This is a genomic window from Micromonospora krabiensis (genome assembly GCF_900091425.1).
Lineage (GTDB): Bacteria > Actinomycetota > Actinomycetes > Mycobacteriales > Micromonosporaceae > Micromonospora > Micromonospora krabiensis.
The window spans coordinates 2,497,359-2,523,929 of record NZ_LT598496.1; the positions used below are offsets into that span (position 1 = coordinate 2,497,359).

Below are 26,571 nucleotides of genomic sequence, written 5' to 3' on the forward strand. Positions count from 1 at the left end.
CTGTCCGCAAACCGAGGATGTCCGCCATGATCGAACCCGTGCAGCTGCCCGCCCCGTGGCGGGACGCCCGACTGACCGTCGTGGTGCCCACCTACAACGAGGCTGGGAACCTCCCGGTGCTGGTCGAGCGGCTCCTCGCCCTGCCGCTGCCGGGTCTGAAGATCCTCGTCGCCGACGACAACTCCCCCGACGGCACCGGCGAGGTGGCGGACAAGCTGGCGATCGAGCACCCCAACCGGGTCGAGGTCGTGCACCGGGCGGGCAAGGAGGGCCTCGGTCGCGCGTACGTGGACGGGATCACCCGGGCCCTCGACGGCGGCGCCGACTACGTGGCCCAGATGGACGCCGACCTGTCCCACCCGCCGGAGGCGCTGCCGGGCATGCTCGGGGCGCTGCTGTCGACCCAGGCGGGCGTGGTGATCGGCTCCCGGTACGTGCCCGGCGGCGAGCTGGACGAGAACTGGCCGCTCTACCGCCGCGCGCTCAGCGGCTGGGCGAACCTCTACGTGCACACCCTGCTGCGGGTGCGGATCCGCGACCTCACCGCCGGCTTCAAGATCTGGCGCGCGGACGCGCTGCGCGACATCGGCCTGCACCGGGTGCAGTCCAACGGCTACAGCTTCCAGGTGGAGATGCACTATCTCGCCACCAAGCTCGGGCACACGATCCTGGAGGTGCCGATCCGCTTCGAGGAGCGGCGGGACGGCCTCTCGAAGATGACCACGGCGACGAAGATCGAGAGCGCGCTGATGCCGTTCAAGCTGCGCAGCAAGCACCGCAACCTGGAGCGCTGACCCACCCTCGCGGCCCGTCCGCGCCACCCGTCAGCGGTAGATGGCGCGGTGGGCGGCGCCGATCCCGGCGGCGTACAGGCCACCGGTGAGGGCACGGTCGCGGGCCAGGGCCGCGCGGGCGGCGTTCGCACCGGGAGCGCCGTGCACGCCGCCGCCCGGATGCGCGGAGGCGCTGGCCAGGTAGAGCCGGTCCACCGGGGTGTCGGCCCGGCCCAGGCCGGGGATCGGGCGCAGGAACAGCTGCTGGTACGCGGCCGCGGTGCCGCCGCCCAGCGCCCCGCCGACCAGACTCGGGTCGCCCTTCTCCAGGTCGGCGGGGCCGGCGACGTGCCGGCCGACGATCAGGTCGCGGAAACCGGGTGCCGCCTCCTCGAGCACCTGCTCCATCCGGTCGACGTGCGCGGTGATCTCCTCCGCGCGCCAGTGCCGACGGAACGGCAGGTGCGTGTACGACCAGAGCGACTCCGTGCCCGGCGGGGAGTGGCTCGGGTCGGCCACCGTCATCTGCCCCACCAGCAGGAACGGACGCCGGGGCAGCTCGTGCCGGGCCAGCTCCGCGGAGTAGGTGGTCAGGCCGTCGAGGTCCGCGCCCAGGTGCACGGTGCCGGCGGTCGCGACCGCCCGGTTGGTCCACGGCACGGGCGCGGAGAGGGCCCAGTCCACCTTCAGGGTCGAGCCGTCCCAGCGGAAGTGCGCCAGGTCCTCGACGAGGCGCGGGGGCAACGCCGCGGCGCCGACCAGGTCGAGGTAGAGGGCCGGCGCCGGCACGTCGGCGAGCACGGCCCGCCGGGCCCGCCAGAGCGCGCCGCCGACCGTGCGTACCCCCATGGCCCGTCCCCGCGCGGTGAGCACCCGGTCGACGGGGGCGCCGTAGAGGATGCGTCCACCGCGTTCGGTCAGCCGGGCCACCAGGGCGTCGGTGATCTTCTGGGCGCCGCCGTCCGGCACCGGCCAGCCGACCTGCTGCCCGAGCATCGCCAGCAGCCAGCCGTACACCCCGGAACCGGCCTCCTCCGGCGACAGGTCGGTGTGCAGCGCGCAGCCGGCCAACAGCACCGGCCCGCCCTCACCGTCGAACAGTTCCGCCCCGAGCTTGCGGATCGGCACCACGAGCCGCCGGGCGAGCCGCAACGCGCCGGACACCCGCAGTCGGCGCAGCAGCGTGAGCCCACCCCGCACCGGCGGGAACGGCGCCAGGATCGTGTCCAGCATCGGCTCGGCGACCTCGGTCCAGTCCCGGTACGCGTGCAGCCAGCGCTCGCCGTCGCCGGGCGCGAACGCCTCCATCGACGCCGCGGTGACCTCGGGATCTCGGTTGAGCACCGCGGCCCGACCGTCGGGCAGCAGGTGGGCCAGGACGTCCGGGGCGTGCCGCCAGGACAGGCCGTACCGGTCGAGGTCGAGCCCGCGCAGCACCGGCGAGGCGTAGCCGAGGGGGTAGAACGAGCTGTAGAGGTCGCTCAGGTAGCCGGGCGCGGTCACCTCGGCCGACCGGACCGCCCCGCCGGGCGCGCCCGTCGCCTCCAGCACCGTCACGTCCCAGCCGGCGTCGGCGAGGAGGTTGGCGGCCACCAGGCCGTTGTGCCCGGCGCCGACGACGAGAGCGTCCGCGCTTCCCGCGCTCTCCGCGTCGCTGGGAATCATCGGATCCGCCTACCCGGCGCGCAACCCGGCGAAACGCGTTTGCCCTGCCACGGCCCGGGCATCCAGGCCCGCATGTACACGGTTGCGCAGCTGATCGGCGGGGTGTGGGGCGCGGGCGGCGCGGAGGGTGAACTGGTCGTGCACGACCCGGCCGACGGCACCCCGGTGACGTCCGCGCCGATCGCGTCGGCCGACGTGGTCGGCAAGGCGGTGGAGGCGGCCCGCGAGATCGCCCCCGAGTGGGCGAGCACCGCCCCGGCGGAGCGGGCCGCGGCGCTGCGTCGCGCCGCGGACGCCGTGGAGGCGGTGACGGAGGACCTGGCCGCGGCGGTCACGGCCGAGATGGGCAAGCCGTTGGCGGACGCGCGCGGCGGCGTCGAGGCGGGCATCGGCACCCTGCGACAGTACGCGGAACTCGCTCCGCTGCGCGGCGGGCGCACCCTGCACGGCGGCCACCACGCGGTGGACTTCATGGCGCCGCAGCCGCGGGGCGTGGTCGCCGCGATCACCCCGTGGAACGACCCGGTGGCGGTCTCCTGCGGGCTGCTCGGCGCGGCCCTGGTCACCGGCAACGTGGTGGTCTACAAGCCGAGCGAGCGTACGCCGGCCACCGGCTGGCTGCTGGCGAAGGCGTTGGACGAGGCGCTGCCGGCCGGGGTGTTGACGCTGCTGACCGGCGGCGCGGAGACCGGCGCGGCGCTGGCGGCGCAGCCGGTGGACGTGGTGGCCCACGTCGGCTCCACCGCGACCGGCCGGGCGATCGCCGCCGCCACCGCGCGCACCGGCGCGAAGGTGCTGCTGGAGAACGGCGGCAGCGACCCGCTGATCGTGGACGCCGACGTGGATCCGGTGTGGGCGGCGCGGGAGGCGGCGCTGGGCGCGTTCGCGAACGCCGGGCAGATCTGCGTCGCGGTGGAGCGCGTCTACGCGCACCGGGACGTGGCCGAGGACTTCGTGGCCGCGCTCGTCGAGCGGGCCGACGCGCTCCGGACCGGCCCCGGCCGTGACCCGGCCACCGAGCTGGGGCCGCTGGTCGACCGCCGGCACCGGGACCACGTGCACGGTCAGGTGACCGCCGCGGTGGCCCAGGGGGCGCGGATCCGCACCGGCGGCACGCTACCGGACGGGCCGGGGTCGTTCTACCCGGCGACCGTGGTCACCGACTGCCGGCACGACATGCCCCTGGTCCGCGAGGAGACGTTCGGTCCGGTCGCGCCGGTGGTGGTGGTCGACTCGTTCAGCGAGGCGCTGCGCTGCGCGGCCGACTCCCCCTACGGGCTCGCCGCGACGGTGCTGACCGGGTCGATGAGCCACGCGCAGCGGGCCTGGCGGGAGCTGCCGGTCGGCACCGTGAAGGTCAACGCGGTGTTCGGCGGCGCACCGGGCGGCGCCGCGCATCCGCGTGGCGGCAGCGGTCAGGGCTTCGGATACGGCCCGGAGCTGCTGGACGAGTTCAGCGCAGTGAAGGCCGTGCACATCGAGGCGCCGGGGGGCGGGCACTGGTGAGCACGTACGGAGGGTGGCCGCCGGCGAGGACGACCACCCTCCGTACGGGGGTGGGGATCAGCGGCCCCGCGCCTTCGCGGTCTGCCGGTTGTTCGCCTTCTGGATCGCCTTGACCAGCTCCGGCTTGTTCATCCGGGACCGGCCCGGGACGTCCAGCTTGCGGGCGACCTTCATCAGGTGGTCCTTCGTCGCGTTCGCGTCCACACCACCGGCGGTGGGTGCCCGCCGCGCCGGACCCCCGCCGGCCGCCTGCCGGTCGCTGGGGCCCTTGCGTCCCTTCGACTCCCAGTGGTCGCCCACCTTCTCGAACTCGTGCTTCACGGCGGCGAAGGCGGTCCGGTGCGCCCGCTCCCCCTCGCCGTACGTCTCGACCGCCGAGTCGTGCGTCTTCTCCCACGTGCGCTGCGCCTTGTCCGGGGAGCGTCGCAGCGTGCTCGGCAGTACCTCACGCCCGGGCATCTCGTCCTCCTCCGCGTCGATGGGCTTCACTTGACCGTTCCCCCGGGCGGGCGCCGCAAACCGGCTGCTGGGGTTTGTCGATTTCTCCCGTCGGGTACCGCGCGGATCAGGTGCAGACCGGGCGGATCGGGCCGTCCGGTGACCCGGGGCACAGGGAGCGGGACATGACGACGACGGATCCCGCGGCGGCCCTGACGGGGCGGGGCCGCCCACACCTTCCCCGGCGGGTACGCCAGCTCAGTTGGCGCACCTGGCGCGGGGTGCTGGTCCGCAGCGCCCGCAACTTCGTCTCGGACAACTGCGCCGACTGGGCCGCCGCCCTCACCTACTACGGGGTGCTCGCGCTCTTCCCGTCCGCCATCGTGGTGGTCTCCCTCGTGGGGCTGGTGTCCGACGGCGAGCGCACCGTCGACACGGTGCTGGACCTGGCCCGGCAGGTCGGCGCCGGCTCGGTGGTCGGCAATGACGGGTTCGTCAGCGTGGTGCGCGACGTCGTCGACCAGGAGAGCTCGGCGAAGGTGCTGCTGAGCTTCGGTCTGCTCGGCGCGCTGTGGTCCGCGTCCGGCTTCATCGGCGCGTTCACCCGCGCCTCCAACGCCGTCTACGGGGTGACCGAGGGGCGCCCGGTGTGGAAGCTGCGGCCGTTGCAGATCGGGCTGGCCGGCATCACGTTGCTGCTGCTGGCGGTGGTCGCCACCGGCCTGATCATCAGCGGGCCGGTGGCGGACGCCGTGGGTGACCTCGTCAACGCGGGCGGGCTGGCCCGCACCATGTGGAGCGTCGCGAAGTGGCCGGTGCTGGCCCTGGTGATGATGATGCTGCTGTCGCTGCTGTTCTGGATCGCCCCGAACGTGCGCCAACCCCGGTTCCGCTGGCTCACCCCCGGTGGCGCGGTCGCGCTCGCCGCCTGGGCGCTCGCGTCCTTCGGGTTCAGCCTGTACGTCGCCAACTTCGGCTCGTACGACGCGACGTACGGCAGTCTCGGCGCCGTCATCGCCTTCCTGGTCTGGCTCTACCTGTCCAACTCCGCCCTCATGCTGGGCGTGCAGATCAACGCCGAACTGCAGCGCGGCCGGCGGTTGCAGGCCGGCGAGGCGTCCGACGACCCGGTCCTTCCCCCGAAGTCTCCGGCCGGTTCGTGACCGCTTGCCGGTTTACCGCCGGTGCCGTCGGGTAGCGCAGAAGGCATGGAGCGTGGCAACAGCAAGCACGGACCGCGGATCGACGAGCAGATGAGCCAGGAGGTGAGCGGCCTCGTCCAGGGGCCCGGCACCGGCGGCTCACGGGTCGACGAGTCCCGCGTACCGGAGCCGGCGGGCGAGGACCAGCCGGAGGCCACCACGGCACCGGCCGGCGAGCTGCGCAGCGGGGCGCCGAAGGGGATGAGTTCGCAGGACGTCGAGCGGCGCAGCCGGTTCGGGCGGTTCATCACGATGACCGCGCTGCCCGGTGACCGCGAGACGTTGATCGCGAACGCGCGGGAGAACGAGGCGCCCGACGACATCATCGCCGACCTGGAGCGGCTGCCCGACGGCACCCGGTACCAGACGGTGTCCGAGGTCTGGGCCGCGCTCGGCAACAAGAACGAGACGACTCGCTGGTGACCCGGGCCGGGGCCACCGCCCCGACCGGCGCCGGCGCGAAGGAGGATGCCTGATGAGTGGCGTGACCGAACACGTGGACGTCTCCGTCCCGGTACGGACCGCGTACGACCAGTGGACCCAGTTCGAGGAGTTCCCGCACTTCATGGAGGGCGTGAACGAGGTCCGTCAGCTGTCGGACACGATGACCCACTGGACCGTCGAGATCGCCGGGGTGAAGCGCGAGTTCGACGCCGAGATCACCGAGCAGCTTCCCGACGAGCGGGTCGCCTGGCGGTCCACCGGCGGGACCCAGCAGGCCGGCGTGGTGACGTTCCACCGCCTCGACGAGAGCAACACCCGGGTGACCCTGCAGCTCGAGTTCGAGCCGCACGGCGTGGTCGAGCAGGCCGGCGACAAGCTCGGCATCGTGGACCGCCGGGCGAAGGGCGACCTGGAGCGCTTCAAGCAGTTCATCGAGCGGCGGGGCCAGGAGACCGGCGCCTGGCGCGGCAAGGTCGACCGCCCGCAACCGTGACACCCGCCCCCGGGTTCAGAAACCTTCGACGGCCGCCGGATCCCCGGCGGCCGTCGCCGTGCCGGGACCGCCGTTTGCGATCTCGGCACGGGGGTACCGCGAAGGTATGACGGACGACGACAGGGTGTGGCGGGACGAGGAACGCCTCCCACTGGAGGAGCTGGATCGGGCCGTCGCACGTTCGACGCTCGACGGGCAGGCCGACGACGTCACCGGCAACGACGCGGGTGAGGAGTCGGCGTTCGGCCACGGGCCGGAGGCGGCGGACCGGGGCGGCCAGGCGGCCGGCGCCGGCCGGGAGCCGACCGACCCGGACCGGGCCTACCGCCCGTCGACCACCGGCCGCACCGGCCCGGACACCGGCTGACCTCCGACGGCCCCGGAGGAACCGACCGCGGGGCGGCCGGGCGCGCGAGCGCGTCCGGCCGCCCTCCGCGTGACTCGGCCGGGTCGCCTCGACCGGCCGGGGGTCCGGCTAGCGGGCGAGCGCGGCGGGCGTGCCATCCGGGCCCGATCGGCGGGTGCCGGCGACGTGCAGCGCGATCAGCAGCACGGCGAGCACGAGCAGCGCCGACCCGAGCGCCTGCACCGAGGCGGCCTCGAGCAGCACGCCGACCCCGGCCGGGACGAGCGCCGCGCCGAGCCCGGCGGTGCCGATCTGCAACCCGATGGCCCGGTCGGCGTGCGTGGCACCGACCCGATCGGCGGTGGTCAGGGTCAGCAGCGGGAACACCGGCGCGGCGGCGAACCCGACCACGACGAGGCCGAGCACCGCCACCCACGCCGGACCGGGCACCGCGATCAGCGCCGCGCCGGCCGCCATGCCGAGCAGGCTGCTCCGGAGCACCCGGTCGGCACCCAGGCGTTCGGCCACGATGCCCTGCACCACCCGACCCACGAAGAGGCTCCCCCAGTACGCCGAGACGCACAGGCCCGCCGTCCCCGCCGACACCCCTCGTCCCACGGTGAGCAGCAGGAACGCCCACAGGCCCGTGGTCACCTCGATGGCGACGTACACCATGAACGCGAGCGCGCCCACCCACACCGCCGGCAGCCGCAGCGTCTCCCGCACCGGGACCGGGACGGCCGGGCCCTCGTGTGTGCCCCCGGCAGGCCCGGAGACGGCGTCGGCGACCACGGTCGGGGCGGCCGCCGTGCCGGCGCGGGCGGGCTGGCGACGCCAGGCCCGCACGGTGAGCGCGAAGGCGGCGGCGAGGGCGAGCTGCGCGGCGGCGACGATGCCGTAGCCCCAGCGCCAGGCGAGGCCCGCGCTGAGGACCCCGGTCATGATGAGCGGCCCGATCGCCACGCCGAGCCCGAAGAAGGCGTGCATCCAGTTCATGTGTCGGGGTCCGAAGGCGCCGGCGGCGTACGCGTTGAGGCCGGAGTCGATCGCGCCGGAGCCGAGCCCGAGCACCAGCGCGCACCCCACCATCAGGACCAGGCCGGGGCTGACCGAGTAGCCGGTCAGCGCCAGGCTGGCCAGCAAAGTGCTTCCGGCCAGCAGCCAGCCCACGCCGAGCCGGGCCAGCGTGAACCCGGCCAGGACGCTGGACGTGAGATAGCCGGCCGTGCCGGCGGTGAGCACCAGGCCGACCGCCTCCGTCGGCACGCCGAAGTCGGCCCGGATGGAGGGCCAGCCGACGCCGATCAGGCCGTCCGGCAGGCCGAGGCTGACGAACGCGAGGTAGGCCAGCAGGAGCAGCGAGGCGCGGGGTGCGGTGGGGGTGGTGGACACGGCGCACATCTTCCGCCGCGCCGCGGGTGCGTCACCCGTCGGGTGGACCGTCGCGACAAGAAACGCTGTCCGTAAGGGCGAGAAAACGGACAGCTCATCCAGAATCGGCCGAACGGGGGACGGCAATCAGGCCCAGCCGCGTAAGACTTTTCGGATGCACCAGGGCTCCGGCATCCTCTCCGTCCGTCAGCGCCGTCTCGCGTGGCTCGGCTTCCTGCTGGCCGCGCTCCAGGCACCCGTCTCCGCCTGGCTCGTCTCCGACGGCTCGTGGCTGTTCAGCCTCTGCGTCGCGTTGATGGTCGCCACGGTGATCATCGCCGACGACGCGGCCCGCCGCCGGCCGGCGAACGCCCGCCCCGGCGACTGACGGCGGTTTCCGGCCGGCCGCCCACCCGGACGACCGACGGCCGGCCCTTCGGTGGTCAGCCGGCGGCACCCGGGCGCGCCTCGTGCCCCGGCCGGCCGCGCGTCCGCCGCCGCTCCTTCATCTCCGCCTCGTAGAGGTGGCGCCGGCCGTCGACCAACCGGTCACGGGCATCGCGGTCCAGCTCGCGGAAGAGCGCGTAGTAGCCGTCGTCGAAGTCCTCGACGATCTGGAACGTCCACCGGCCGGCGATGACGTTGCGCCCGAGCAACTCGGTGGAGATCCGCTCGGCGATCTCGGGGTGGCCGGCGGCGCGGAACATCTCCACCGCGTCGTCCAGCATCAGGTCGGCGTGCCCGACCAGTTGGTGCAGTGAGTAGAGGTGGCCACGGACCCGCTCCACGCACTCCAGCGCCTCGCTCAGCTTGCCGAGGGCGGCCACGGTCTCGTCGCTGACCCCGGCCGGTCGGCGGTGCCGCTCGTCGGGTCCGTCCTGGCGGGTCATCCGTGCCTCCCTGGCGGCTGCCGTGCCCGTACGGGCGTTTTCCGGTCGTTCCCACTGGTCCCCACGGGTCGGGTGCGGGCGACCGGGCAGCGGGTCGGCTAGCCTCGTTCCCCCTGCGTGTGCCGTTCAACCGGGTCCGGCGGTTCCCGGTCCGGTGTTCCCGTCGCCGGCTCCGCCGCGACGCACCGCACATGATCGGAAACAGTCGGGGCACGCTCGGGCTAGGCTGCGGGCATGCCAGGAACGGTCGGGCGAGTGCCCACGCCACCAGTCCCGGTGTCCGGGGCCCCCGCCGGGGCCGGCGCGGCGGGTGTCGTCCTCGGCCACGACTGGGCCCGCACCCCGCTCGGCGCCCGCCAGGAGTGGGACCCGGCGGTACGCGCGGTCGTCGACCTGATCCTCGCCTCACCCGTGCCGATGGCCCTCGCCCACGGCGACGACCTCGTCCTGCTCTACAACGACGGCTACGCCGAGCTGATCGGCGACAAGCACCCCACCGCCGTGGGACGACCGGCCGCCGAGGTCTTCCCGGAGCTGTGGCGCCTGCCCGGGGTCGGTGAGGCGGTCCAGCGGGTCTACCGCGACGGCGGGACGTTCCTGGAGCGCGACAGCGCGCTTCCGCTGGTCCGCGGCCGCGGCGCCGAGCAGGCGGTGTTCACCCTCGGCTACTCCCCCGTGCGGGACAGCGCCGGGGAGATCGTCGGCGTGCTCACGGTCGCCGCCGAGACCACACACGTCACCCAGCAGCTGCAGAGCCTCAGCGAGGTGGCCGCGGCGCTGGCCGGCACCCTCACCCTGGACGACGTCGCCCGGGTCGCGCTGCGGCACGCCCTCGCCGCCTTCGACGCCGACCGGGTGGCCTTCGCCGTCGACGAGGGCGGCGGCGGGTGGCGGATGGTCCGCCGGGTCCGGGGCGAACTGATGGACGAGGCGGACGAGCGGCTGCCCCCGCTGTGGCGACGCACCCCGGCCACCTGGCCGGACCCGTTGGTGCGGGCCTCGGCGACGGGCGAGCCGGTGTTCGCCGGCGCCGGCCAGCCGCTGCGCGACGCGGCCGCCGACCGGCACGACCAGAAGATCGCCGCGCTGGCCGCGGTGCCGCTGCGCGCCACGGTCGTACGCGGTGGGCTGTCGGTCGGTCACCAGACCCCGCACCTGTGGTCGGCGGCCGAGCGCGCGCTGCTCGCGGCGTCGGCCGAGCTGATCGGGCAGGCGGCGGAGCGGGCCCGGCGGTTCGAGACGCAGCACGGCACCGCCCAGCTGTTGCAGCGCAGCATGCTGCCGGAGCACCTGCCCGACCTGCCGCTGCTGCGGATCGCCGCCCGCTACGACCCGGGTGTCGACGGCAACGCGGCCGGCGGTGACTTCTACGACGCGTTCCTGCTGCCCACCGGCCAGCTCGGCATCGTGCTCGGCGACGTGGCCGGGCACGACGTGCAGGCGGCCGCCCGGATGGGGCAGGTCCGTGCCGCGCTGCGCGCGCTGGCGCTGACCGATCCGCGCCCCGACTCCGTGCTCGCCGGGCTGGACCGGCTGGTCACCAGCCTCGGCGCGGAGGGCGGCACGCACGAGCTGTTCGTGACCGTGGTCTTCGGTGTGGTCGACGCGGAACGCCAGGAACTCACCCTGGCCAGCGCGGGCCACCCCGCCCCGCTGATCCGCCGCTGCACCCCCGACGACCGCCCGTACGCCGAGTTCGTCGAGCTGCCGGCCGGCGCCCCGCTGGGTCTCGGTTCCCGCCCGGCGACCGGCACGGTGCGGTTCGCGCCGGGCGACACCCTGCTCCTGTTCAGCGACGGGGTCGTGGAGCGGCGGCGGCAGAGCCTCACCGCCGGCCTGGACGCGCTCGCCGACGCGGTCGCCGACGCGGGCAGCGGTGACCCGCGGGCGTTGTGCGCGGTGGCCACCGCGGCGGTGTCCGGCACCACCGAGGACGACGTGGCCGTGCTCGCCGTGGAGCACGCGTTGAAGCCGAGCCGCTCGGCGAGCATGGAGGTGCCGGCCGAGCCGACCGCCCCGAGCCGGGTGCGGCACTGGATGACCGCGCAGCTCGGCGAGTGGCGGGTGCCGGAGTCGGTGATCGGCGCCGCCGTGCTCTGCACCAGCGAGCTGACCACCAACGCGCTGCTGCACGCCGGCACGGCCGCCCGCGTGGAGATCGACCTGAGCGCGGAGCGGCTCCTGGTCTCGGTGGCCGACTCGGGCACCCGGGGCACGGTCACCCGCGCGCAGACCGACACGTTGAGCAGCCGGGGTCGCGGGTTGGGCCTGATCGAGGAGCTGAGCGACGCCTGGGGCACCGACCCGACGGTCCGCGGCTCGACCGTGTGGTTCGAGATTCTCCTTCCGGCCGACTGAGCCCCGCCCGCCCCGGGTAGGAGGAGACCCATGCCTACCGAGAATCCCGCCGGGGTCCTGTTCGACGTCGACGGCACGCTGGTCGACACGACCTACCTGCACACCGTGAGCTGGTGGGAGGCGCTGCGCCAGACCGACCGGCCGGTGCCGATGGCGACCGTGCACCGCGCCATCGGGATGGGCTCCGACAAGCTGCTCGACCACCTGCTCGGGCCGGAGCGCGATCGCGACGCCGACGGCAAACTGCGCGACGCGCACGACACGCTCTACGCGGAGTACTGGGAGCGGTTGACGCCGCTGCCCGGCGCCGCCGACCTGCTGCGGGCCTGCGCCGAGCGAGGGCTGCGGGTGGTGCTCGCCACGTCGGCGGCCGAGCACGAGGTGACGGCGCTGCGCCGGGCGCTGGACGCGGACGACGTCATCGCCGAGGTCACCTCCTCGGCGGACGCCGAGGAGAGCAAGCCCGCCCCGGACATCCTGGTCGCCGCGCTGGACCAGTCCGGGCTGGCCGCCGAGCGGGTGGTGTTCGTGGGCGACTCGGTCTGGGACGTCGCCGCCGCGGGGAAGCTGGACATCCCGTGCGTCGGGCTCACCTGCGGCGGCACCAGCCGGGGCGAGTTGGCGGGGGCGGGCGCGGTGGCGGTCTACGACGACCCGGCGGCGCTGCTGGAGACGCTGGACGACTCGCCACTGACGCGACCGAGGTGACCCGACCGGCCGGGCCGAACCGCCGGCGGTCACGACCCGCGCACCGGAGGCCCGTCCGGATTGCCGGCGCCGGCCGTGCATGGGCCGAGGGCTCCCGGGGCAAGGTCGTCACCACCTGCCCGCGGGTCGCGGGCGCGTCCGGAGGGTGGTGCGGTGGAACCGGTGGATGTGGCGTTCGCGGTGGTGGGAGTCGGTGCTCTGCTCGCCGGCATACTCCCCCGGGTGCTGGAACGGCGGCCGCTCTCCATGCCGATCGCGTTCCTCGGCCTCGGCATGGTGGTGTTCCTCCTGCCCACCGGCCTGCCGGTGCCGGATCCGCTGGCCCATCCCGAGCTGACCACCCACCTGACCGAGATCGGGGTGATCGTCGCCCTGATGGGCGCCGGGCTCAAGATCGACCGACCGCTGAGCTGGGCCCGGTGGTCGTCGACCTGGCGGCTGCTCGCCATCGCGATGCCGCTCTGCATCGCCGCCGTGGCCCTGCTGGGCTGGTGGTGGGCGGGTCTGGTGCCGGCCGCCGCGCTGCTGCTCGGCAGCGCGCTCGCCCCGACCGACCCGGTGCTCGCCTCCGACGTGCAGGTCGGTGAACCGACCGATGTGGAGGACTCGGAGGACGAGGTCCGCTTCGCGCTCACCTCCGAGGCCGGGCTCAACGACGGGCTGGCGTTCCCGTTCGTCTACGCGGCCATCGCCATCGCGACCACGAGCCTCGCCCCGGGTGACTGGTTGGCCCACTGGTTCACGGTGGATCTGGTGTGGAAGGTCGGCATCGGGGTCGGTGGCGGCCTGCTCGTCGGCTGGCTGCTCGGCAAGCTCTTCTTTCGGGCGCCGAGCCAACTGCGGCTCGCCCGCCACGCGGAGGGCTTCCTCGCGCTGGCCGCCACCTTCCTGGCGTACGGGCTGGTGGAGGTGGCCGGCGGCTACGGCTTCCTGGCGGTCTTCGTGGCCGCCCGGGCGATCCGGGCCGCCGAACGGACCCACGAGTTCCACTCGGTGCTGCACGACTTCGCCGAGCAGGTCGAGCGGCTGCTCACCGTCCTGCTGCTCCTGCTCCTCGGCGGTGCCGTGGTGGGCGGCCTGCTCGGTCCGTTGACCTGGCCGGCGGCGGCGGTCGGGCTGGCCCTGGTCTTCGTGCTCCGGCCGCTGCTGGGCTGGCTGTCGCTGCGCGGCGCTCCCGGCCGGCCCGCCGAGCACTGGGTGATCGCCCTGTTCGGCATCCGCGGCGTCGGCTCGTTCTACTACCTGGCGTACGCCACCGCCGAGGCGGACTTCCCCCAGGCCGAACTGCTGTGGGCGACCGTCGGGCTGGTGGTGGTCGTGTCGGTGGTGGTGCACGGCATCGCCGCGACCCCGGTGATGCAGTTGCTGGACCGGGCCGGCGAACGCACCGGCGCCCGCGACGACGGAGCCGCCGACGAGCGAGCGGTGGCCGCCGCGCCGGGCTGACCGGGTCAGGTCAGGCGCGCCACCAGCGCCCGCCCCAGGTCCCGACCGGAGCGCCACGCGGTCTGCACCCGCGGTCTCCCGTACGCGTCCCCGGCCAGCCCGATCCCGTCCGCGTCCAGGTGGTGGGTGGCGTCGCCCGCGGTGGTCAGCGGTTTCGCGTACGTCCACCGGTGCACGTGGACGTGGGCCGCCGGCTCGGGCAGCGCCAACAGGTCCCGGACGGCCTCCTCGACGGCCGCCCCGGCTCCGGTGGGCTGGGCGAGGTGCCGGGCGGCGAACTCCGGCGTGGTGTGCGCGACCAGCACCGGCTCGCCGTCGCCGCGTCGGTCGCCGTCGTCGCAGACCGTGGCGAGCACGGGGTGGTCGTTGACGAAGGCGCCCCGGAAGTCCGCCCAGCTTCGGGACGGGAAGCGCAGCACCGCGGCGAGCGTCGGCGACCACCGCTGCGCCTGCACGGCCCGGGTGGCGGCGGCCAGCGCCGGGTCGAGCAGCAGCGCCGCCTGCGGACCGGGCATGGCCAGTACGGCCGCGGCACAGGGCTCCCCGTCCACGGCCGGCCCCGGCTCGACCCCCAGCACCAGGCGGTCGACGGTCACCGGTAGGTCGCGGGCGAGGTGTTCGACCAGCGAGCGCAGCCCGCGTGGCGCCGCCCAGCGCATCGGCCCCGGCACCTCGCGGCGGCCGTCCCGCTCGTACGACACGAAGGTGTCGGTCCACTCCCGGACCAGCCCGGCCGCGCGCCAGCCGTCGACAACGGAGGAGAAGCCCGGGTCACTGACGGTGAGGTAGGCGGCACCGAGGTCGGCGGGTCGGCCGTCGAAGCGCTTGCTGGCCATCCGGCCACCCGGGACGTGTGCCCGCTCCCGGAGGCGGACCGGCACGCCGGCGTCCGCCAACTCCACCGCGCACGCCACACCGGCGATACCGGCCCCGACTACCACCACGCCCGACCGGTCCGCGTTCACTCCGACGATCGTAGGCGGCGTCGGCGCCGGTGCCGGGAGACGCGCGGGTGCCGCCGCCCCGCTTCATCCGCGGGGACCGCGCATGAAGCGGCGGCGATCGGGGTATTGGCACGCCTGTTCGAAGAAAGGTGGAGACCATGGCGAACCACGACAGCGAACGCGCCAACCCGCAGGCCGCGATCAAGGACCCGGACGAGTGGGTGACCGGCGACGAGCCGCCCACCGCCGCCCAGGAGTCTTACCTGGCCACCCTGGCCCGGGAGGCCGACGCGGAGGTGCCGGAGGGGCTGACCAAGGCGGAGGCCTCCCGGCGGATCGACGAACTCCAGGAGGAGACCGGCCGCGGCCAGTGACCGCGGCGCGGGTCAGCGCGGCGGGAGGCGGTGCAGCGTGACGTCGCGCAGCCGCCCCGCCGCGACCCGGGCGGTCAGGTAGGTCGCGTGCGGCTGGGCGCGACGATCGGTCGGCGAGCCGGGATTGAGCAGTCGCAACCCGCCCGGCGCCCGGGTGTCCCACGGGATGTGCGAGTGCCCGAAGACCAGGAGGTCGGTGTCGGGAAAGCGGGCGGCGCAGCGCTCCTCCCGGCGGGTCCGCGGGCCGGTCTCATGGACGACCGCCACGCGCAGGCCGTCGAGTTCGACCCGCGCGATCTCCGGCAGCCGCGCCCGCAGCGCCGGCCCGTCGTTGTTGCCGTACACCCCGATCAACCGGCGCGACCGGGCCAGCATCGCGTCGAGCAGCGACTCGTCCACCCAGTCACCGGCGTGCAGCACCACGTCGGCCTCGTCGATCGCCGCCCACAGCGGCGCGGGCAGGTCCCGCGCGCGCTTCGGCACGTGGGTGTCGGCGGTGACGACCAGACGCACGGCCCCATTCTTCCGCCATCCCGGGCGTTCCCGGGTCTTCACACGACGGCAATCCGCACGTAGTTTGACGGCCATGGATGGGAGCGCTTCCAATGGCGCTCGTCGATGAGAGGAGAGCCATGAGAAGCAGATCCGCGCTCGTCGCCGCCGCCGCGGCCGGCGCGCTGGCGGTCACCGCCGTAGCGGCCGTCACCCTCCGCCCACCGGCCGCGGTCGCCGCCGACTCGGCGTTCTACGTCGACTCGGCCACCGCCGCCTCGGCCTGGGTGGCGGCGAACCCCACCGACCCGCGCACCCCGGTGATCCGCGACCGCATCGCCGCCGTGCCGCAGGCCCGGTGGTTCACCCGGACCAACACCTCGACCGTACGCTCCGAGGTGGACACCCTGGTCGGCGCCGCCGCGGCGGCCGGGAAGGTGCCCATCCTCGTGGTCTACAACATCCCCAACCGGGACTGCAGCGGGGCTAGCGGCGGCGGCGCGCCCGACCACGCCAGCTACCGGGCGTGGGTGGACCAGGTGGCCACCGGGCTGGCCGGTCGACCCGCCACCATCGTGCTGGAGCCGGACGTGCTGCCGCTGATGACCAGCTGCCAGACCGCCGCGCAGCAGGCCGAGACCCGAGCCTCCATGGCGTACGCCGGAAAGCGGCTCAAGGCCGGCTCCGCCCTCGCGAAGGTCTACTTCGACGCGGGGCACTCGGCCTGGCTCTCCCCCGCCGAGGCGGCCTCCCGACTGCTCGGCGCGGAGATCGGTACCAGCGCCGACGGAATCTCGCTGAATGTGTCGAACTACCGCACCACCGCCGAGTCGGTCACGTACGCCAAGGCGGTCATCGCGGCCACCGGGATCTCCCGCTTGACCGCGGTCATCGACACGAGCCGCAACGGCAACGGGCCCGCCGGGTCCGAGTGGTGCGACCCGGCCGGACGGGCGATCGGCACGCCCAGCACCACGGCCACCGGCGACCCCGCGATCGACGCCTTCCTGTGGGTGAAGCTGCCCGGCGAGGCGGACGGGTGCATCGCCCCCGCCGGGCAGTTCGTGCCGCAACGGGCGTACGACCTGGCGGTCGCCGCCGGCCCGCCACCGACCACCACCCCGCCCACGACGACCCCGCCGACCACTCCGCCGACCGGCGGCTGCGCCGTCACGTACACGCCGAACTCCTGGCCCGGCGGCTTCACCGCGGAGCTGCGGGTGACCAACCGCGGCGCGGCGCGCACCGGCTGGACGCTGACGTTCACGGTCGGCACCGGCGTACGGCTCGCTAACGGCTGGAACGGCGAGTGGAGCCAGTCCGGCGACCGGATCACCGTACGCAACGTCGCGTGGAACGGCGCCCTACCCAGCGGCGGCACGGTGACGCTCGGCTTCCAGGGCACCTGGTCCGGTGGCACCCTGCCCGCACCCAGCGGCTACGCGCTCGACGGAGTCCCCTGCTCCTGACCGGCCCGGCGCCGCCCCGGTGACCCACCGCCATCGGGGCGGCGCACGCGTCGCCCACCGTGGTCCACACCGGGTCGCCGATATCGCGGTGTCGGGCCGAGTGGACCCCCCATGTCGCCGGAACGGAGTCGATCACGGCGAGCGCCGGCCGGCTGGCGGACCGCCAGCGACCCGGCGGTCCGGTGTTACCGGCCGCCGGGGGCGGGAAACCGGGCGACTGACGAGGGAGGAAGCTCATGACCAGTTCTTCGGGACAGACCGGCTGGCGTTCGGGCCTGCCCGGCGGTGACCTGCTGCCGTCCGGTCCGGCGGGCCGGCCGACGACACCCGGCGACGGGCACGGGCCGGAGGGTGGGCCGCCGAGTGTGACGATGGGGTCCTATCCGGACTATCCGTCCGCCCAGCGGGTCGTCGACTACCTGGCGGACAATCGGTTCCCGGTGGAACACACCAGCATCGTCGGGACAAACCTCACCCTGGTCGAGACCGTGCTGGGCCGGATGACCACGGGCCGCGCCGCGCTGGTCGGCGCCGGGACGGGCGCCTGGTTCGGGCTCTTCATCGGCCTGCTCTTCGGGATCTTCACGGTCGGCAACTGGCTCGCCGTGATCATCGTGGGCCTGGTGATCGGCGCGATCTGGGGTGCCGTGTTCGGGGCGGTGGCGCACGCCATGACCGGCGGACAGCGCGACTTCACCTCGGCCAGCTCGTTGCGCGCCGGCCAGTACGCCGTCATCGTCGACGCGGGGCTGGCCGACCAGGCCCGACAGTTGCTGGGCCGCCTGCAGATGACCGGCCCCAACCCGGCCGTCAGCTGACGGAATGGGGTAGACCTCGGAAGTTGGGCGCCCCCACTGGGGGCCGCAACTCACCAAGATCTCCCCGGGGCGCCGGCGCCCGGGTGCCGGGCGCCCGGGGCCGGGTCAGCGGTCGCTTGCGAGTCGGGCGTGCAGGTGCTCGTCGTGCCGGCGACCGTCGCCGTACCGGTAGGACTCGCGGAGCGTGCCCTCGGCGGCGTAGCCGGCCCGTTCGGCGACCCGGCAGGAGGCCGTGTTCGCCACCGCGTGGCACAACTCGACGCGGTGCAGGCGGAGGGCGTCGAAGGCCCAGCGGGTGAGCCGGTCGACGGAGCGCGACGCCACCCCGCGTCCTCGCGCGGCGGGGACGGTCCAGTAGCCGATGCCCGCGTTCTCGCCGCGGATCTGGTGCAGGGACACCGAGCCGAGCAGTTCGTCGTCGGCGGTGGTGGCGACCGCCAGCGAGACGTGATCGCCGGCGGACCAGTCGGCGCGGCGGCGGACCCAGAGCAGCGCGGACGCCTCGTCGACCGGCCCGCCCTGCGGGTTCCACCGGGCGATGTCCGGGTCACGCAGGGCGTCGCGGACCGCCGGTGCGTCCGCGTCGCGCCAGGGCCGCAGCAGCAGGCCGTCGGCGGTCAGTTCGAACTGCTCCACGCCGCGCAGTCTGGCACACCGGACCGGGCCGCCGCCGGGCCGTTTTCTTCAAACCTGTAGGTCACCTCTCACCGGGCACGATCGCCGCAGGGAGAAGAGCGTCCGGAGCACTAGTTAAACTTTGAAAGAGTGCTACTCTTCTGCACGTGACCGAGAGCCTGGACAGCGCCCGACTCGCCGCCTGGCGGGCGTACATCGAGTCCAGCCAGCGGCTGTTCACGCGGCTGGAGGACGACCTGCGCGCGGACGACGAGCTGAGCTTCGCCGACTACCACGTGCTGGTGCTGCTCTCCGAGGCTCCCGGTCAGCGGCTGCGGATGGGTGAGCTGGCGAGCCGGCTGATCTTCTCGCCCAGCCGCCTGACCTACCAGATCTCCTCGATGCAGCGGCGGGGCCTGGTCACCCGGCAACCCTGCCCGGACGACCGGCGCGGCAGCGAGGCGGTGCTCACCGCCGCCGGGCTGCTGACCCTGCGGGAGGCCGCACCCCACCACCTGGCGTCGGTGCGGACCCACTTCATGGACGACCTCGACGACGCCGAGGTCGCCTGCCTCACCCGGATCTTCGAACGCCTCGGCCAACGGCTCCGGTCGACCCGGGACGCCTCGACCCCCCACGCCACGAGTTAGGAGCCACCGATGCCCGCGATCACCGTCGACAACGTCCTCGTCCTGCCCCGCCTGCCCCGCCTGGAGGAGTCCACCGCCTTCCGGCCGGTCCGCCGACTCACCACCGCGCCGAGCGGTTTCGAGGGCGAGGGTTTCCCGGTCCGCCGGGCCTTCGCCGGGGTGCCGCTGACCGAGCTGGACCCGTTCATCCACCTGGACCAGATGGGCGAGGTCGACTACGCCCCGGGCGAACCGAAGGGCACCCCGTGGCACCCGCACCGCGGCTTCGAGACCGTCACGTACATCATCGACGGTGTCTTCGACCACCAGGACACGCACGGTGGCGGCGGCACCATCACCGACGGCGACACCCAGTGGATGACGGCCGGCAGCGGCCTGCTGCACATCGAGGCCCCGCCGGAGCACCTGGTGATGAGCGGCGGGCTGTTCCACGGCACGCAGCTGTGGGTCAACCTCCCCCGGGTCGCCAAGATGAACCCGCCGCGCTACCAGGACATCCGCGGCAAGGAGTCGGCTCTGCTGACCACACCGGACGGTGGCGCGCTGATCCGGGTGATCGCCGGTGAGATCGCCGGGCACCGGGGACCGGGCTCGACCCACACCCCGATCACCATCACCCACGTGACGGTGCAGCCGGGCGCGCAGGTCGACCTGCCCTGGCGGCCGGAGTTCAACGCCCTGGCGTACGTGCTGGGCGGCCGGGGCACCGTCGGCACCGACCGTCGGCCGGTGCACACGGGTCAGCTCGCGGTGCACGGGCCGGGCGACGCCCTGCGCTTCACCGCGGACGCCCGGCAGGACGCCCACACGCCGGCCCTGGACCTCTACATCATGGGCGGCCAGCCGATCCGGGAGCCGGTGGCCCACTACGGCCCGTTCGTCATGAACACCCGGGACGAGCTGCTCCAGGCGTTCGAGGACTTCCAGGCCGGCAAGCTCGGGGTCATCCCGGCGGAGCGGCTGCCCCACACCGGGGGTCAGGGCCCGCGGCCGTGACCCCGTCGCGGGCGGCGGGTGGCTCGCACCCGCCGCCCGCGACGCGGCACCGTTCAGGACACGGCGAAGATCCCGGCCACGCCCAGCAGCACCATGACCAACAGGGCCACCAGGGCACCCCGTTCGCCCTCGACCGCCGGCTCGCGGTGCTCGGTCACGGGGTTCGTCGTCTCGCCGGGCATGGGGTGGCCTCCTGGTACGTCGCGTCGGGTTTCGGGTGGGGTGCCGGTCGCGTCACCGGTGTGCCGCCGGCGTGCGGACCCACGGCGGGGGTCCTACCGTGAGGACATGTCGACCTCGGGGAGGGCAGAGGCCCAGCCGCAGCGGGAGTGGTTTCTCACCGCGGCCGAACGCGCCAACCCGATGTCGGAGTTACCCGTCTGGGCCGACGGAAACCTGGTCGAGCCGCTAATTCACGGCGCGACCTACTTCGACCGGCTGGTCACCGAGGTGGAGTCGCTGACCGCCGGTGACCATCTGTTCTTCACCGACTGGCGGGGCGACCCCGACCAATTGCTGCGGCCCGACGGCCCCACCGTGGCGCAGCTGTTCGCCCGGGCGGCGCAGCGCGGCGTCGTGGTCAAGGGGCTGATCTGGCGGTCGCACCTCGACACGCTGTCCTACAGCGAGGCGGAGAACCGCGACCTCAGCGAGGTGATCTCCGCCGCGGGCGGCGAGGTGCTGCTCGACCAGCGGGTCCGCCGCGGCGGCTCGCACCACCAGAAACTGGTGGTGCTGCGGCATCCGGCGGCCCCGGAGCGGGACGTCGCCTTCGCCGGCGGCATCGACCTGTGCCACAGCCGGCGGGACGACGACGCCCACCGGGGCGACCCGCAGGCGGTCCGCATGTCGTCCCGTTACGGCCCGCGTCCGCCCTGGCACGACGTGCAGCTCGCGCTGCGCGGCCCGGTGGTCGGGGCGCTGGACACGCTCTTCCGGGAACGGTGGACCGACCCCATGCCGCTGGACTCGGAGAATCCGCTGGCCTACCTGCGGGACCGGCTGCGCGGCGCCGACCTGCGGCCGGATCCGCTGCCGGAACAGCCCGCCGACCCGCCGCCGTGCGGGCCGCACCGGGTCCAGGTGCTGCGCACCTACCCGGCCGTCCGCCCCCGCTACTCGTTCGCCCCGGACGGCGAGCGGACGGTCGCCCGGGGCTACACCAAGGCCGTACGCCGGGCCCGGCGCCTGATCTACCTGGAGGACCAGTACCTGTGGTCGACCGAGGTGGCCGACCTGTTCGCGCGCGCCCTGCGGGACAACCCGCAGCTGCACCTGGTCGCGGTGGTCCCGCGCCATCCGGACGTGGACGGTCGGTGGGCGCTGCCGCCGAACATGGTCGGCCGGGAGCAGGCGCTCTCGCTCTGCCAGCGGGCGGCGCCCGACCGGGTGCACGTGTTCGACCTGGAGAACCACGAGGGCGGCCCGGTCTACGTCCACGCGAAGGTCTGCGTGGTCGACGACGTCTGGGCCAGCGTGGGCAGCGACAACTTCAACCGCCGCTCGTGGACGCACGACAGCGAACTGTCGTGCGCGGTGTGGGACGACATTCGCGACGAGCGGGCACCGACCGACCCGGCCGGTCAGGGCGACGGCGCGCGGGGCTTCGCCCGGGAGCTGCGGTTGCGGCTGTGGCGCGAGCACCTGGACCGCGACCCGGACGGCGGGCAGGACACCGACCTGCTCGACCCGGCCGAGGCGGTCGCCGCCATGACCGCCGCCGCCGACCGGCTCCAACGGTGGTACGACGAGGGGCAGGTCGGCCCCCGGCCGCCGGGCCGGTTGCGCCCGCACCGGCCGGAGCGGCTGGCGTGGCACACCCGGGCGTGGGCGCTGCCGGTGTACCGGCTCGTCTACGACCCGGACGGTCGCCCGCTACGCGCCCGCCGCTCCGGTACGTGGTGAGACGCCCACCAGCTCCCCGGGGAGCCCGGCCTCACCGTGGTGGGTCGTGAGGCCGCCGGGGTAGGCGAACGAGGCGCGCGGGGAGTAGAAGCCCCAGGAGATGACGAGCGGGTTGGCCGGGCGGAGCGCGTACACGGGGTGCTCCGGTTCCAGGAACTCCACCGACTCGATCTCGAACGGCGTCACCGGCTCGGCGAGGTAGGGGTAGGTCGAGCTGACCAGCTTGCCGTGGCGACGGGTGAAGTAGCGGTGGTGCCCGCTGCTGACGACGTGGCCGGTCTCCCCCACCCGGCAGCGCGCCCGGATCACCGGCACGCCGTCGAGCTCCGTCTCGGCGACCAGCGCGCCGCGGTGGACGTCGATGACGGTACGGCCGAGGCTGGCGGGGGCGCCGCGCGCCTCGGCGTAGGCGAGCACGCCGGGGCTGGACGTGACGTAGTGCGTCCACCAGCCGCCCGGGTTGATGCCGCCGGGGGCGTCCACCCCGCTCAGCGACACCCCGAGGTAGGTCAAGCTGTAGGCGCCGAAGCCCGAGGTCTGGGTCTCGTCGTCGACGACGTACTGGTTGAGGAAGACCTGCCGGTCCGGGCGGGGTCGCAGCCCGACCGGCACCAGCGCGGCGACCGCACCCGGATCCGCCGGCAGCCAGCTGAAGTAGAGGGAACGGCTGTTCACGACGAGCTGGGGAGCGACAGGGTCGAGCACGGCGCCTCCATCCCGAAATTGGGTCAACCCGAACCTACGGCTGGTCCCGTGGACGGGACAACGACGGAATGTCGACACTCGGGCCCTCATGTCGGGTTTGGTGTTGACCGTTCGGGGTGGGGCCGTTGACCGTCCGGTCAGCGGGTGGAGCTGCCCGGTTCGCGACGGATGGCCCGCGCGAACCGGTAATCACCCTCACAGTTGCGTGCCATCCGACAACGTTTGCGCCCGATTCGCCCTCGAACATGACGCGACATCACTTAAGTACATCGTCCGTTCGGCTAGATTTCCGGGAGACGATCGGGTTAAGGTGACTCCCGAACGGCCCATACGAAGTTAAACCACAGCGTCACGTCTTTTATCCGCGGACGAGGTGCAGGGAGGACCACCCATGACCGCGCCAGCGATCAACGACCGAATGACGAGCACGACCCCGACCACCACCGAGAAGCTCGACCCTCGGGCACTCTCCGACAGCGCCGCCGACCTGCTCAACGCGATGGCCGCGCTGCCCGCCAACCACCCGTCGCGCGCTGCCCTGCGCGACCGGGCCATCGAGGCCTGGCTCCCGCTCGCCAACCACCTCGCCCACCGCTACAGCGGCCGGGGTGAGCCGACCGACGACCTGGCGCAGACCGCCGCCGTCGGCCTGATCAAGGCGATCGACAAGTTCGACCCCTCCCGCGGTGTCGACTTCGCCGGCTACGCGATCCCCACCATCATCGGCGAGCTCAAGCGGCACTTCCGTGACCGCACCTGGGACATCCGGGTCCCCCGCCGCCTGCAGGAGCTGCGGCTCGCGATCTCCGACGCCAACAGCTCGCTGCTCCAGACCCTGGGTCGCTCGCCGACGGTCGCCGACATCGCCGCCCACCTCAACCTCACCGAGGAAGAGGTCCTGGAGGGCCTGGAGGGCGCCCGCGCTTACAACGCGGTCTCCCTGTCCACCCCCACCGGCGACGGCGACCGCGCCACCGAGCTGGGCGACATGCTCGGCGGGGAGGACGCCGAGTTCGAGCTGGCCGAGCTGCGCGTGGCCCTCGGCCCGGCGCTGGCCACGCTCGACGAGCGTGAGCAGAAGATCCTCACCCTGCGGTTCTACGGCAACCTGACGCAGTCGCAGATCGCCGAGCAGATCGGCGTCTCGCAGATGCACGTCTCCCGGCTGCTGGCCCGGGCGCTGACCAAGCTGCGGGGGCAGCTCGACGGCACGTACTAGGACTGGGGCGTCCAGCGCCCTGGGGGGTGAGCCGGTGGCCGGGTCGATCGACCCGGCCACCGGCCTGTCCGGGGTGCACGCCCGGACACCCGCGTCACGTGCACGTGACGGTCGGCGCGCGCCGGTCGACCGCACCGACGGGCCGCGCCCTGCCGGGCCGGTGCGACACTGGGCCGTGCTCTCCGACGTCCACCTGGACCTGCCCGTCCGGTCCGTGCTGCCGGCGCTGGTCACGGCCCTGCGGACGGCCGGCACCGCGGTCCTGGTGGCGCCTCCGGGCACCGGTAAGACGACCCTCGCGCCGCTCGCCGTCGCCGACCAGGTCGACGGGCGGGTGCTGGTCGCCCAGCCGCGACGGGTGGCCGCGCGGGCCGCGGCCCGACGGATGGCGGACCTGCTCGGCGAGCGGGTCGGCGACCGGATCGGGTACGCGGTACGCGGCGAGCGGCGGGTCGGCCCGGCCACCCGGGTCGAGGTGGTGACGACCGGGCTGCTGGTGCGTCGGTTGCAGGCCGACCCGGACCTCCCCGGCACCGGTGCGGTGCTGCTCGACGAGTGCCACGAGCGGCACCTCGACGCCGACCTCGGGCTCGCATTCGCGGTCGAGGCCCGCGCCGCCCTCCGCCCCGACCTGTGGCTGCTGGCCATGTCGGCGACCCCGCGCACGGACCGGTTCGCCGCCCTCCTCGGCGCGGCGGCCGGCCCGGCACCGGTCGTCCGCGCGGAGTCGGCACTGCACCCGGTGACCCGGATCTGGGCGCCACCGCCCCGGCCGGTCACCCCACCGGGCGCCGGGCCGGTGGACCGCGCCCTGCTCGACCACGTGGCGGCCACCGTGCGCCGGGCGCTGGCCGAGTGCGACGGTGACCTGCTGGTCTTCCTGCCCGGCGCGGGCGAGATCGCCGCCGTCGCCGGGCGGCTGGCCGACCTGCGGGACGCCGTGGAGATCCTGACGCTGCACGGCCGCCAGCGCAGCGCCGAGCAGGACGCCGCGCTGCGCCCCCGCCCGCCCCGCTCGGCCGCGGCCCCGGGGTCGGTTCCGGACGACCGCCGTCGGGTGGTGCTGGCGACCGCCGTCGCCGAGACCAGCCTGACGGTGCCGGGAGTCCGGGTGGTGGTGGACGCCGGGTTGAGCCGGGTGGCCCGGATGGACCTGGCGCGCGGTCTCGGCGCCCTGGTCACCGTGCCGGTGTCCCGCGCGACAGCCACCCAGCGGGCCGGTCGCGCCGGCCGCGAGGCACCCGGGTACGTCTACCGCTGCTGGTCGGCCGCGACCCACGAGCGGCTGCCGGCGCAGCCGGAGCCGGAGATCGCCAGCGCCGACCTCACCGGGTTCGCGCTGGACCTGGCCGCCTGGGGGCAGCCGGACGGCGCCGGGCTCGCGCTGCCCGATCCGCCACCGCCCGCGGCGATGGCGGTCGCCCGGGAGACGCTCGGCGCCCTGGGCGCGGTCGACGCGAACGGCCGGATCACCGCGCGGGGCCGGGCGATCGCCGCGGCGGGTGCCCATCCCCGCCTCGCCCGGGCGCTGCTGGACGGCGCGGACCGGGTCGGCCCGGACCGGGCCGCCGAGGTGGTCGCCCTGCTGGCCGAGGAGACCGTGACCGGACCCGGTGACGACCTGACCGCCGCGTGGCGTCGCCTGCGGACGGGAGGCGACGCGGCGGCCACCGCCCGCTGGCGCGCCGAGGTACGCCGGCTGCGCGCCGCCCTGCCGTCGGACGCCGCTGCGGGCGCGGGCACCGGACGGGAGCGGCTCCCGGATGACCTGGCCGCCGGGCTGCTGGTGGGTCTGGCCTACCCGGAGCGGCTGGCCCGGGCCCGGCGTCCGGGCGGTTCGTCGTACCTGATGACCGGTGGCACCGCGGCGGACCTCGCGCCCGGGTCGGGGCTGGCCGGGTCGGCCTGGCTGGCGGTGGCCGTCGCCGACCGCTCCCCCGGCGCGCCGACGGCCCGGGTCCGGCTCGCCACCCCGGTGGACGAGGGGACGGCACGCGAGGCGGGCGGGGCGCTGCTGCGCACGGACCGGGAGGTCGGCTGGTCCGGCTCGGACGTGGTCGCGCGCGAGGTGGTGCGGCTCGGCGCGGTCGAGCTGGTCGAGCGCCCGCTGGCCCGGCCCGACCCGGCGGAGCTCGGTGCCGCGCTGCTGACCGGGCTGCGGCGCACCGGCCTGGGCCTGCTGGACTGGACGCCGGGCGCCCGGGCGCTGCGCGAGCGGCTCGCGTTCTGCCGGCACGCGCTGGGCGAGGACTGGCCGGACGTCGGTGACCAGGCGCTGCTCGACGCCGCGCCGGTCTGGTTGGGGCCGGAGTTGGCGGCCGCGCGGCGCCGCGCGGACCTGGCCCGGGTGGATGTCGCGGCGGCGCTACGCCGGCTGCTGCCGTGGGAGCGGGCGGCCCGGCTCGACGAGCTCGCGCCGGAGCGGCTCGCCGTGCCGAGCGGCTCCCGGGTCCGGGTGGACTACACCGATCCGGCCGCGCCGGTGCTGGCCGTGAAGCTCCAGGAGACGTTCGGCTGGCAGGCGGCGCCGCGGATCGGTGGTGGTCGGGTGCCGGTGCTGCTGCACCTGCTCTCCCCGGCCGGCCGGCCGGTCGCCGTCACCGCCGACCTGGCGTCCTTCTGGCGCGTCGGCTATCCGCAGGTCCGCGCGGAGCTGCGAGGTCGCTACCCCCGCCATCCCTGGCCGGAGGACCCGACCACCGCCGAGCCGACCCGGCGCGCCGCTCCCCGGCGCCGCTGAGCCG

General features: G+C 74.6%; 27 protein-coding genes. 18 read left to right on the forward strand and 9 right to left on the reverse strand.

Annotation, left to right across the window (positions count from 1 at the left end; genetic code table 11):
- Positions 1-26 precede the first annotated feature (26 nt).
- A complete protein-coding gene (locus GA0070620_RS11055) occupies positions 27-794 on the forward strand; it encodes a polyprenol monophosphomannose synthase (protein WP_091589780.1) in 768 nt (255 codons plus the stop codon).
- A 30-nt stretch (positions 795-824) separates the two neighbouring features.
- Here GA0070620_RS11055 and GA0070620_RS11060 read toward each other — a convergent pair whose 3' ends face one another.
- Positions 825-2,438, reverse strand: coding sequence for a phytoene desaturase family protein (locus GA0070620_RS11060; RefSeq protein WP_091589781.1), 1,614 nt, complete (start codon positions 2,436-2,438; stop codon positions 825-827).
- Between the two features lie 72 nt (positions 2,439-2,510).
- Here GA0070620_RS11060 and GA0070620_RS11065 point away from each other — a divergent pair, with 72 nt between their 5' ends.
- Positions 2,511-3,944, forward strand: coding sequence for an aldehyde dehydrogenase family protein (locus GA0070620_RS11065; RefSeq protein ID WP_091589782.1), 1,434 nt, complete (start codon positions 2,511-2,513; stop codon positions 3,942-3,944).
- A 57-nt stretch (positions 3,945-4,001) separates the two neighbouring features.
- Here the strand turns inward: GA0070620_RS11065 and GA0070620_RS11070 are convergent, their stop codons facing one another.
- Positions 4,002-4,403, reverse strand: coding sequence for a ChaB family protein (locus GA0070620_RS11070; RefSeq protein WP_091598522.1), 402 nt, complete (start codon positions 4,401-4,403; stop codon positions 4,002-4,004).
- Between the two features lie 164 nt (positions 4,404-4,567).
- Between GA0070620_RS11070 and GA0070620_RS11075 the strand changes: the two genes are divergently transcribed.
- The 4 genes from GA0070620_RS11075 (at position 4,568) to GA0070620_RS11090 (ending at position 6,888) form a co-directional block, all read left to right on the forward strand.
- A complete protein-coding gene (locus tag GA0070620_RS11075) occupies positions 4,568-5,545 on the forward strand; it encodes a YihY/virulence factor BrkB family protein (RefSeq protein WP_091598525.1) in 978 nt (325 codons plus the stop codon).
- Positions 5,546-5,590: 45 nt separating this feature from the next.
- Positions 5,591-6,007 carry a DUF2795 domain-containing protein gene (locus tag GA0070620_RS11080; protein ID WP_091589783.1) on the forward strand — a complete coding sequence of 139 codons (417 nt, stop codon included), beginning with the start codon at positions 5,591-5,593 and terminating at the stop codon, positions 6,005-6,007.
- Between the two features lie 52 nt (positions 6,008-6,059).
- Complete coding sequence (locus GA0070620_RS11085) at positions 6,060-6,521, forward strand: SRPBCC family protein (protein ID WP_091589784.1); 462 nt, start codon at positions 6,060-6,062, stop codon at positions 6,519-6,521.
- 106 nt (positions 6,522-6,627) lie between these two features.
- Positions 6,628-6,888, forward strand: coding sequence for a hypothetical protein (locus GA0070620_RS11090; protein WP_091589785.1), 261 nt, complete (start codon positions 6,628-6,630; stop codon positions 6,886-6,888).
- Positions 6,889-6,996: 108 nt separating this feature from the next.
- On the opposite strand, the gene GA0070620_RS11095 is transcribed toward GA0070620_RS11090, so the two are convergent.
- Entirely contained in the window at positions 6,997-8,259 is a 1,263-nt protein-coding gene (locus GA0070620_RS11095; RefSeq protein WP_091589786.1) for an MFS transporter, read from the reverse strand.
- A gap of 154 nt (positions 8,260-8,413) precedes the next feature.
- Here GA0070620_RS11095 and GA0070620_RS11100 point away from each other — a divergent pair, with 154 nt between their 5' ends.
- On the forward strand, positions 8,414-8,626 hold the full coding sequence (locus GA0070620_RS11100) for a hypothetical protein (RefSeq protein ID WP_091589787.1): 213 nt from the start codon (positions 8,414-8,416) through the stop codon (positions 8,624-8,626).
- Between the two features lie 55 nt (positions 8,627-8,681).
- Here GA0070620_RS11100 and GA0070620_RS11105 read toward each other — a convergent pair whose 3' ends face one another.
- Positions 8,682-9,128 carry a hypothetical protein gene (locus GA0070620_RS11105; RefSeq protein ID WP_091589788.1) on the reverse strand — a complete coding sequence of 149 codons (447 nt, stop codon included), beginning with the start codon at positions 9,126-9,128 and terminating at the stop codon, positions 8,682-8,684.
- A gap of 234 nt (positions 9,129-9,362) precedes the next feature.
- Here GA0070620_RS11105 and GA0070620_RS11110 point away from each other — a divergent pair, with 234 nt between their 5' ends.
- The 3 genes from GA0070620_RS11110 (at position 9,363) to GA0070620_RS11120 (ending at position 13,640) form a co-directional block, all read left to right on the forward strand.
- The gene (locus GA0070620_RS11110; protein ID WP_091589789.1) at positions 9,363-11,486 is read left to right on the forward strand and encodes an ATP-binding SpoIIE family protein phosphatase; all 2,124 of its coding nucleotides are present in this window, start codon (positions 9,363-9,365) and stop codon (positions 11,484-11,486) included.
- Positions 11,487-11,516: 30 nt separating this feature from the next.
- A complete protein-coding gene (locus GA0070620_RS11115) occupies positions 11,517-12,194 on the forward strand; it encodes an HAD family hydrolase (protein ID WP_091589790.1) in 678 nt (225 codons plus the stop codon).
- 153 nt (positions 12,195-12,347) lie between these two features.
- Positions 12,348-13,640: a cation:proton antiporter domain-containing protein gene (locus tag GA0070620_RS11120; protein WP_091589791.1), complete on the forward strand. Its 1,293-nt coding sequence runs from the start codon at positions 12,348-12,350 to the stop codon at positions 13,638-13,640.
- Positions 13,641-13,645: 5 nt separating this feature from the next.
- Here the strand turns inward: GA0070620_RS11120 and GA0070620_RS11125 are convergent, their stop codons facing one another.
- Positions 13,646-14,584, reverse strand: coding sequence for an NAD(P)/FAD-dependent oxidoreductase (locus GA0070620_RS11125; protein ID WP_091598527.1), 939 nt, complete (start codon positions 14,582-14,584; stop codon positions 13,646-13,648).
- A 158-nt stretch (positions 14,585-14,742) separates the two neighbouring features.
- On the opposite strand from GA0070620_RS11125, the gene GA0070620_RS11130 reads away from it, so the two are divergent.
- A complete protein-coding gene (locus GA0070620_RS11130) occupies positions 14,743-14,958 on the forward strand; it encodes a DUF3072 domain-containing protein (protein ID WP_091589792.1) in 216 nt (71 codons plus the stop codon).
- Between the two features lie 12 nt (positions 14,959-14,970).
- On the opposite strand, the gene GA0070620_RS11135 is transcribed toward GA0070620_RS11130, so the two are convergent.
- Entirely contained in the window at positions 14,971-15,471 is a 501-nt protein-coding gene (locus tag GA0070620_RS11135) for a metallophosphoesterase family protein (RefSeq protein WP_091589793.1), read from the reverse strand.
- A gap of 119 nt (positions 15,472-15,590) precedes the next feature.
- Here GA0070620_RS11135 and GA0070620_RS11140 point away from each other — a divergent pair, with 119 nt between their 5' ends.
- Together GA0070620_RS11140 and GA0070620_RS11145 are read left to right on the forward strand one after the other, a co-directional pair.
- On the forward strand, positions 15,591-16,919 hold the full coding sequence (locus GA0070620_RS11140; RefSeq protein WP_091589794.1) for a glycoside hydrolase family 6 protein: 1,329 nt from the start codon (positions 15,591-15,593) through the stop codon (positions 16,917-16,919).
- Between the two features lie 236 nt (positions 16,920-17,155).
- Entirely contained in the window at positions 17,156-17,737 is a 582-nt protein-coding gene (locus GA0070620_RS11145; RefSeq protein ID WP_091589795.1) for a general stress protein, read from the forward strand.
- A gap of 105 nt (positions 17,738-17,842) precedes the next feature.
- Here the strand turns inward: GA0070620_RS11145 and GA0070620_RS11150 are convergent, their stop codons facing one another.
- The gene (locus GA0070620_RS11150) at positions 17,843-18,373 is read right to left on the reverse strand and encodes a GNAT family N-acetyltransferase (RefSeq protein WP_091589796.1); all 531 of its coding nucleotides are present in this window, start codon (positions 18,371-18,373) and stop codon (positions 17,843-17,845) included.
- Positions 18,374-18,519: 146 nt separating this feature from the next.
- Between GA0070620_RS11150 and GA0070620_RS11155 the strand changes: the two genes are divergently transcribed.
- Positions 18,520-19,002: a MarR family winged helix-turn-helix transcriptional regulator gene (locus GA0070620_RS11155; RefSeq protein WP_091589797.1), complete on the forward strand. Its 483-nt coding sequence runs from the start codon at positions 18,520-18,522 to the stop codon at positions 19,000-19,002.
- 9 nt (positions 19,003-19,011) lie between these two features.
- Positions 19,012-19,998: a pirin family protein gene (locus GA0070620_RS11160; protein ID WP_091589798.1), complete on the forward strand. Its 987-nt coding sequence runs from the start codon at positions 19,012-19,014 to the stop codon at positions 19,996-19,998.
- 53 nt (positions 19,999-20,051) lie between these two features.
- Here the strand turns inward: GA0070620_RS11160 and GA0070620_RS34010 are convergent, their stop codons facing one another.
- Entirely contained in the window at positions 20,052-20,180 is a 129-nt protein-coding gene (locus GA0070620_RS34010; RefSeq protein ID WP_269456570.1) for a hypothetical protein, read from the reverse strand.
- A gap of 106 nt (positions 20,181-20,286) precedes the next feature.
- On the opposite strand from GA0070620_RS34010, the gene GA0070620_RS11165 reads away from it, so the two are divergent.
- A complete protein-coding gene (locus tag GA0070620_RS11165; protein WP_091589799.1) occupies positions 20,287-21,903 on the forward strand; it encodes a phospholipase D family protein in 1,617 nt (538 codons plus the stop codon).
- Here the strand turns inward: GA0070620_RS11165 and GA0070620_RS11170 are convergent.
- The gene (locus GA0070620_RS11170; RefSeq protein ID WP_197677580.1) at positions 21,874-22,608 is read right to left on the reverse strand and encodes an acetoacetate decarboxylase family protein; all 735 of its coding nucleotides are present in this window, start codon (positions 22,606-22,608) and stop codon (positions 21,874-21,876) included. The genes GA0070620_RS11165 and GA0070620_RS11170 overlap by 30 nt on opposite strands.
- 391 nt (positions 22,609-22,999) lie before the next feature.
- Here GA0070620_RS11170 and GA0070620_RS11175 point away from each other — a divergent pair, with 391 nt between their 5' ends.
- Complete coding sequence (locus GA0070620_RS11175) at positions 23,000-23,827, forward strand: SigB/SigF/SigG family RNA polymerase sigma factor (protein WP_091589800.1); 828 nt, start codon at positions 23,000-23,002, stop codon at positions 23,825-23,827.
- Between the two features lie 175 nt (positions 23,828-24,002).
- Positions 24,003-26,567, forward strand: coding sequence for an ATP-dependent helicase HrpB (hrpB, locus tag GA0070620_RS11180; protein ID WP_091598530.1), 2,565 nt, complete (start codon positions 24,003-24,005; stop codon positions 26,565-26,567).
- Positions 26,568-26,571 lie beyond the last annotated feature (4 nt).

Excerpts from the sequence above, each read along its gene's own strand:
- GA0070620_RS11055 (WP_091589780.1), top strand. The coding sequence starts at position 27 with ATGATCGAACCCGTGCAGCTGCCCGCCCCGTGGCGGGACGCCCGACTG.
- GA0070620_RS11060 (WP_091589781.1), bottom strand. The coding sequence starts at position 2,438 with ATGATTCCCAGCGACGCGGAGAGCGCGGGAAGCGCGGACGCTCTCGTC.
- GA0070620_RS11065 (WP_091589782.1), top strand. The coding sequence starts at position 2,511 with ATGTACACGGTTGCGCAGCTGATCGGCGGGGTGTGGGGCGCGGGCGGC.
- GA0070620_RS11070 (WP_091598522.1), bottom strand. The coding sequence starts at position 4,403 with ATGCCCGGGCGTGAGGTACTGCCGAGCACGCTGCGACGCTCCCCGGAC.
- GA0070620_RS11075 (WP_091598525.1), top strand. The coding sequence starts at position 4,568 with ATGACGACGACGGATCCCGCGGCGGCCCTGACGGGGCGGGGCCGCCCA.
- GA0070620_RS11080 (WP_091589783.1), top strand. The coding sequence starts at position 5,591 with ATGGAGCGTGGCAACAGCAAGCACGGACCGCGGATCGACGAGCAGATG.
- GA0070620_RS11085 (WP_091589784.1), top strand. The coding sequence starts at position 6,060 with ATGAGTGGCGTGACCGAACACGTGGACGTCTCCGTCCCGGTACGGACC.
- GA0070620_RS11090 (WP_091589785.1), top strand. The coding sequence starts at position 6,628 with ATGACGGACGACGACAGGGTGTGGCGGGACGAGGAACGCCTCCCACTG.
- GA0070620_RS11100 (WP_091589787.1), top strand. The coding sequence starts at position 8,414 with ATGCACCAGGGCTCCGGCATCCTCTCCGTCCGTCAGCGCCGTCTCGCG.
- GA0070620_RS11105 (WP_091589788.1), bottom strand. The coding sequence starts at position 9,128 with ATGACCCGCCAGGACGGACCCGACGAGCGGCACCGCCGACCGGCCGGG.
- GA0070620_RS11110 (WP_091589789.1), top strand. The coding sequence starts at position 9,363 with ATGCCAGGAACGGTCGGGCGAGTGCCCACGCCACCAGTCCCGGTGTCC.
- GA0070620_RS11115 (WP_091589790.1), top strand. The coding sequence starts at position 11,517 with ATGCCTACCGAGAATCCCGCCGGGGTCCTGTTCGACGTCGACGGCACG.
- GA0070620_RS11130 (WP_091589792.1), top strand. The coding sequence starts at position 14,743 with ATGGCGAACCACGACAGCGAACGCGCCAACCCGCAGGCCGCGATCAAG.
- GA0070620_RS11140 (WP_091589794.1), top strand. The coding sequence starts at position 15,591 with ATGAGAAGCAGATCCGCGCTCGTCGCCGCCGCCGCGGCCGGCGCGCTG.
- GA0070620_RS11145 (WP_091589795.1), top strand. The coding sequence starts at position 17,156 with ATGACCAGTTCTTCGGGACAGACCGGCTGGCGTTCGGGCCTGCCCGGC.
- GA0070620_RS11160 (WP_091589798.1), top strand. The coding sequence starts at position 19,012 with ATGCCCGCGATCACCGTCGACAACGTCCTCGTCCTGCCCCGCCTGCCC.
- GA0070620_RS34010 (WP_269456570.1), bottom strand. The coding sequence starts at position 20,180 with ATGCCCGGCGAGACGACGAACCCCGTGACCGAGCACCGCGAGCCGGCG.
- GA0070620_RS11165 (WP_091589799.1), top strand. The coding sequence starts at position 20,287 with ATGTCGACCTCGGGGAGGGCAGAGGCCCAGCCGCAGCGGGAGTGGTTT.
- GA0070620_RS11175 (WP_091589800.1), top strand. The coding sequence starts at position 23,000 with ATGACCGCGCCAGCGATCAACGACCGAATGACGAGCACGACCCCGACC.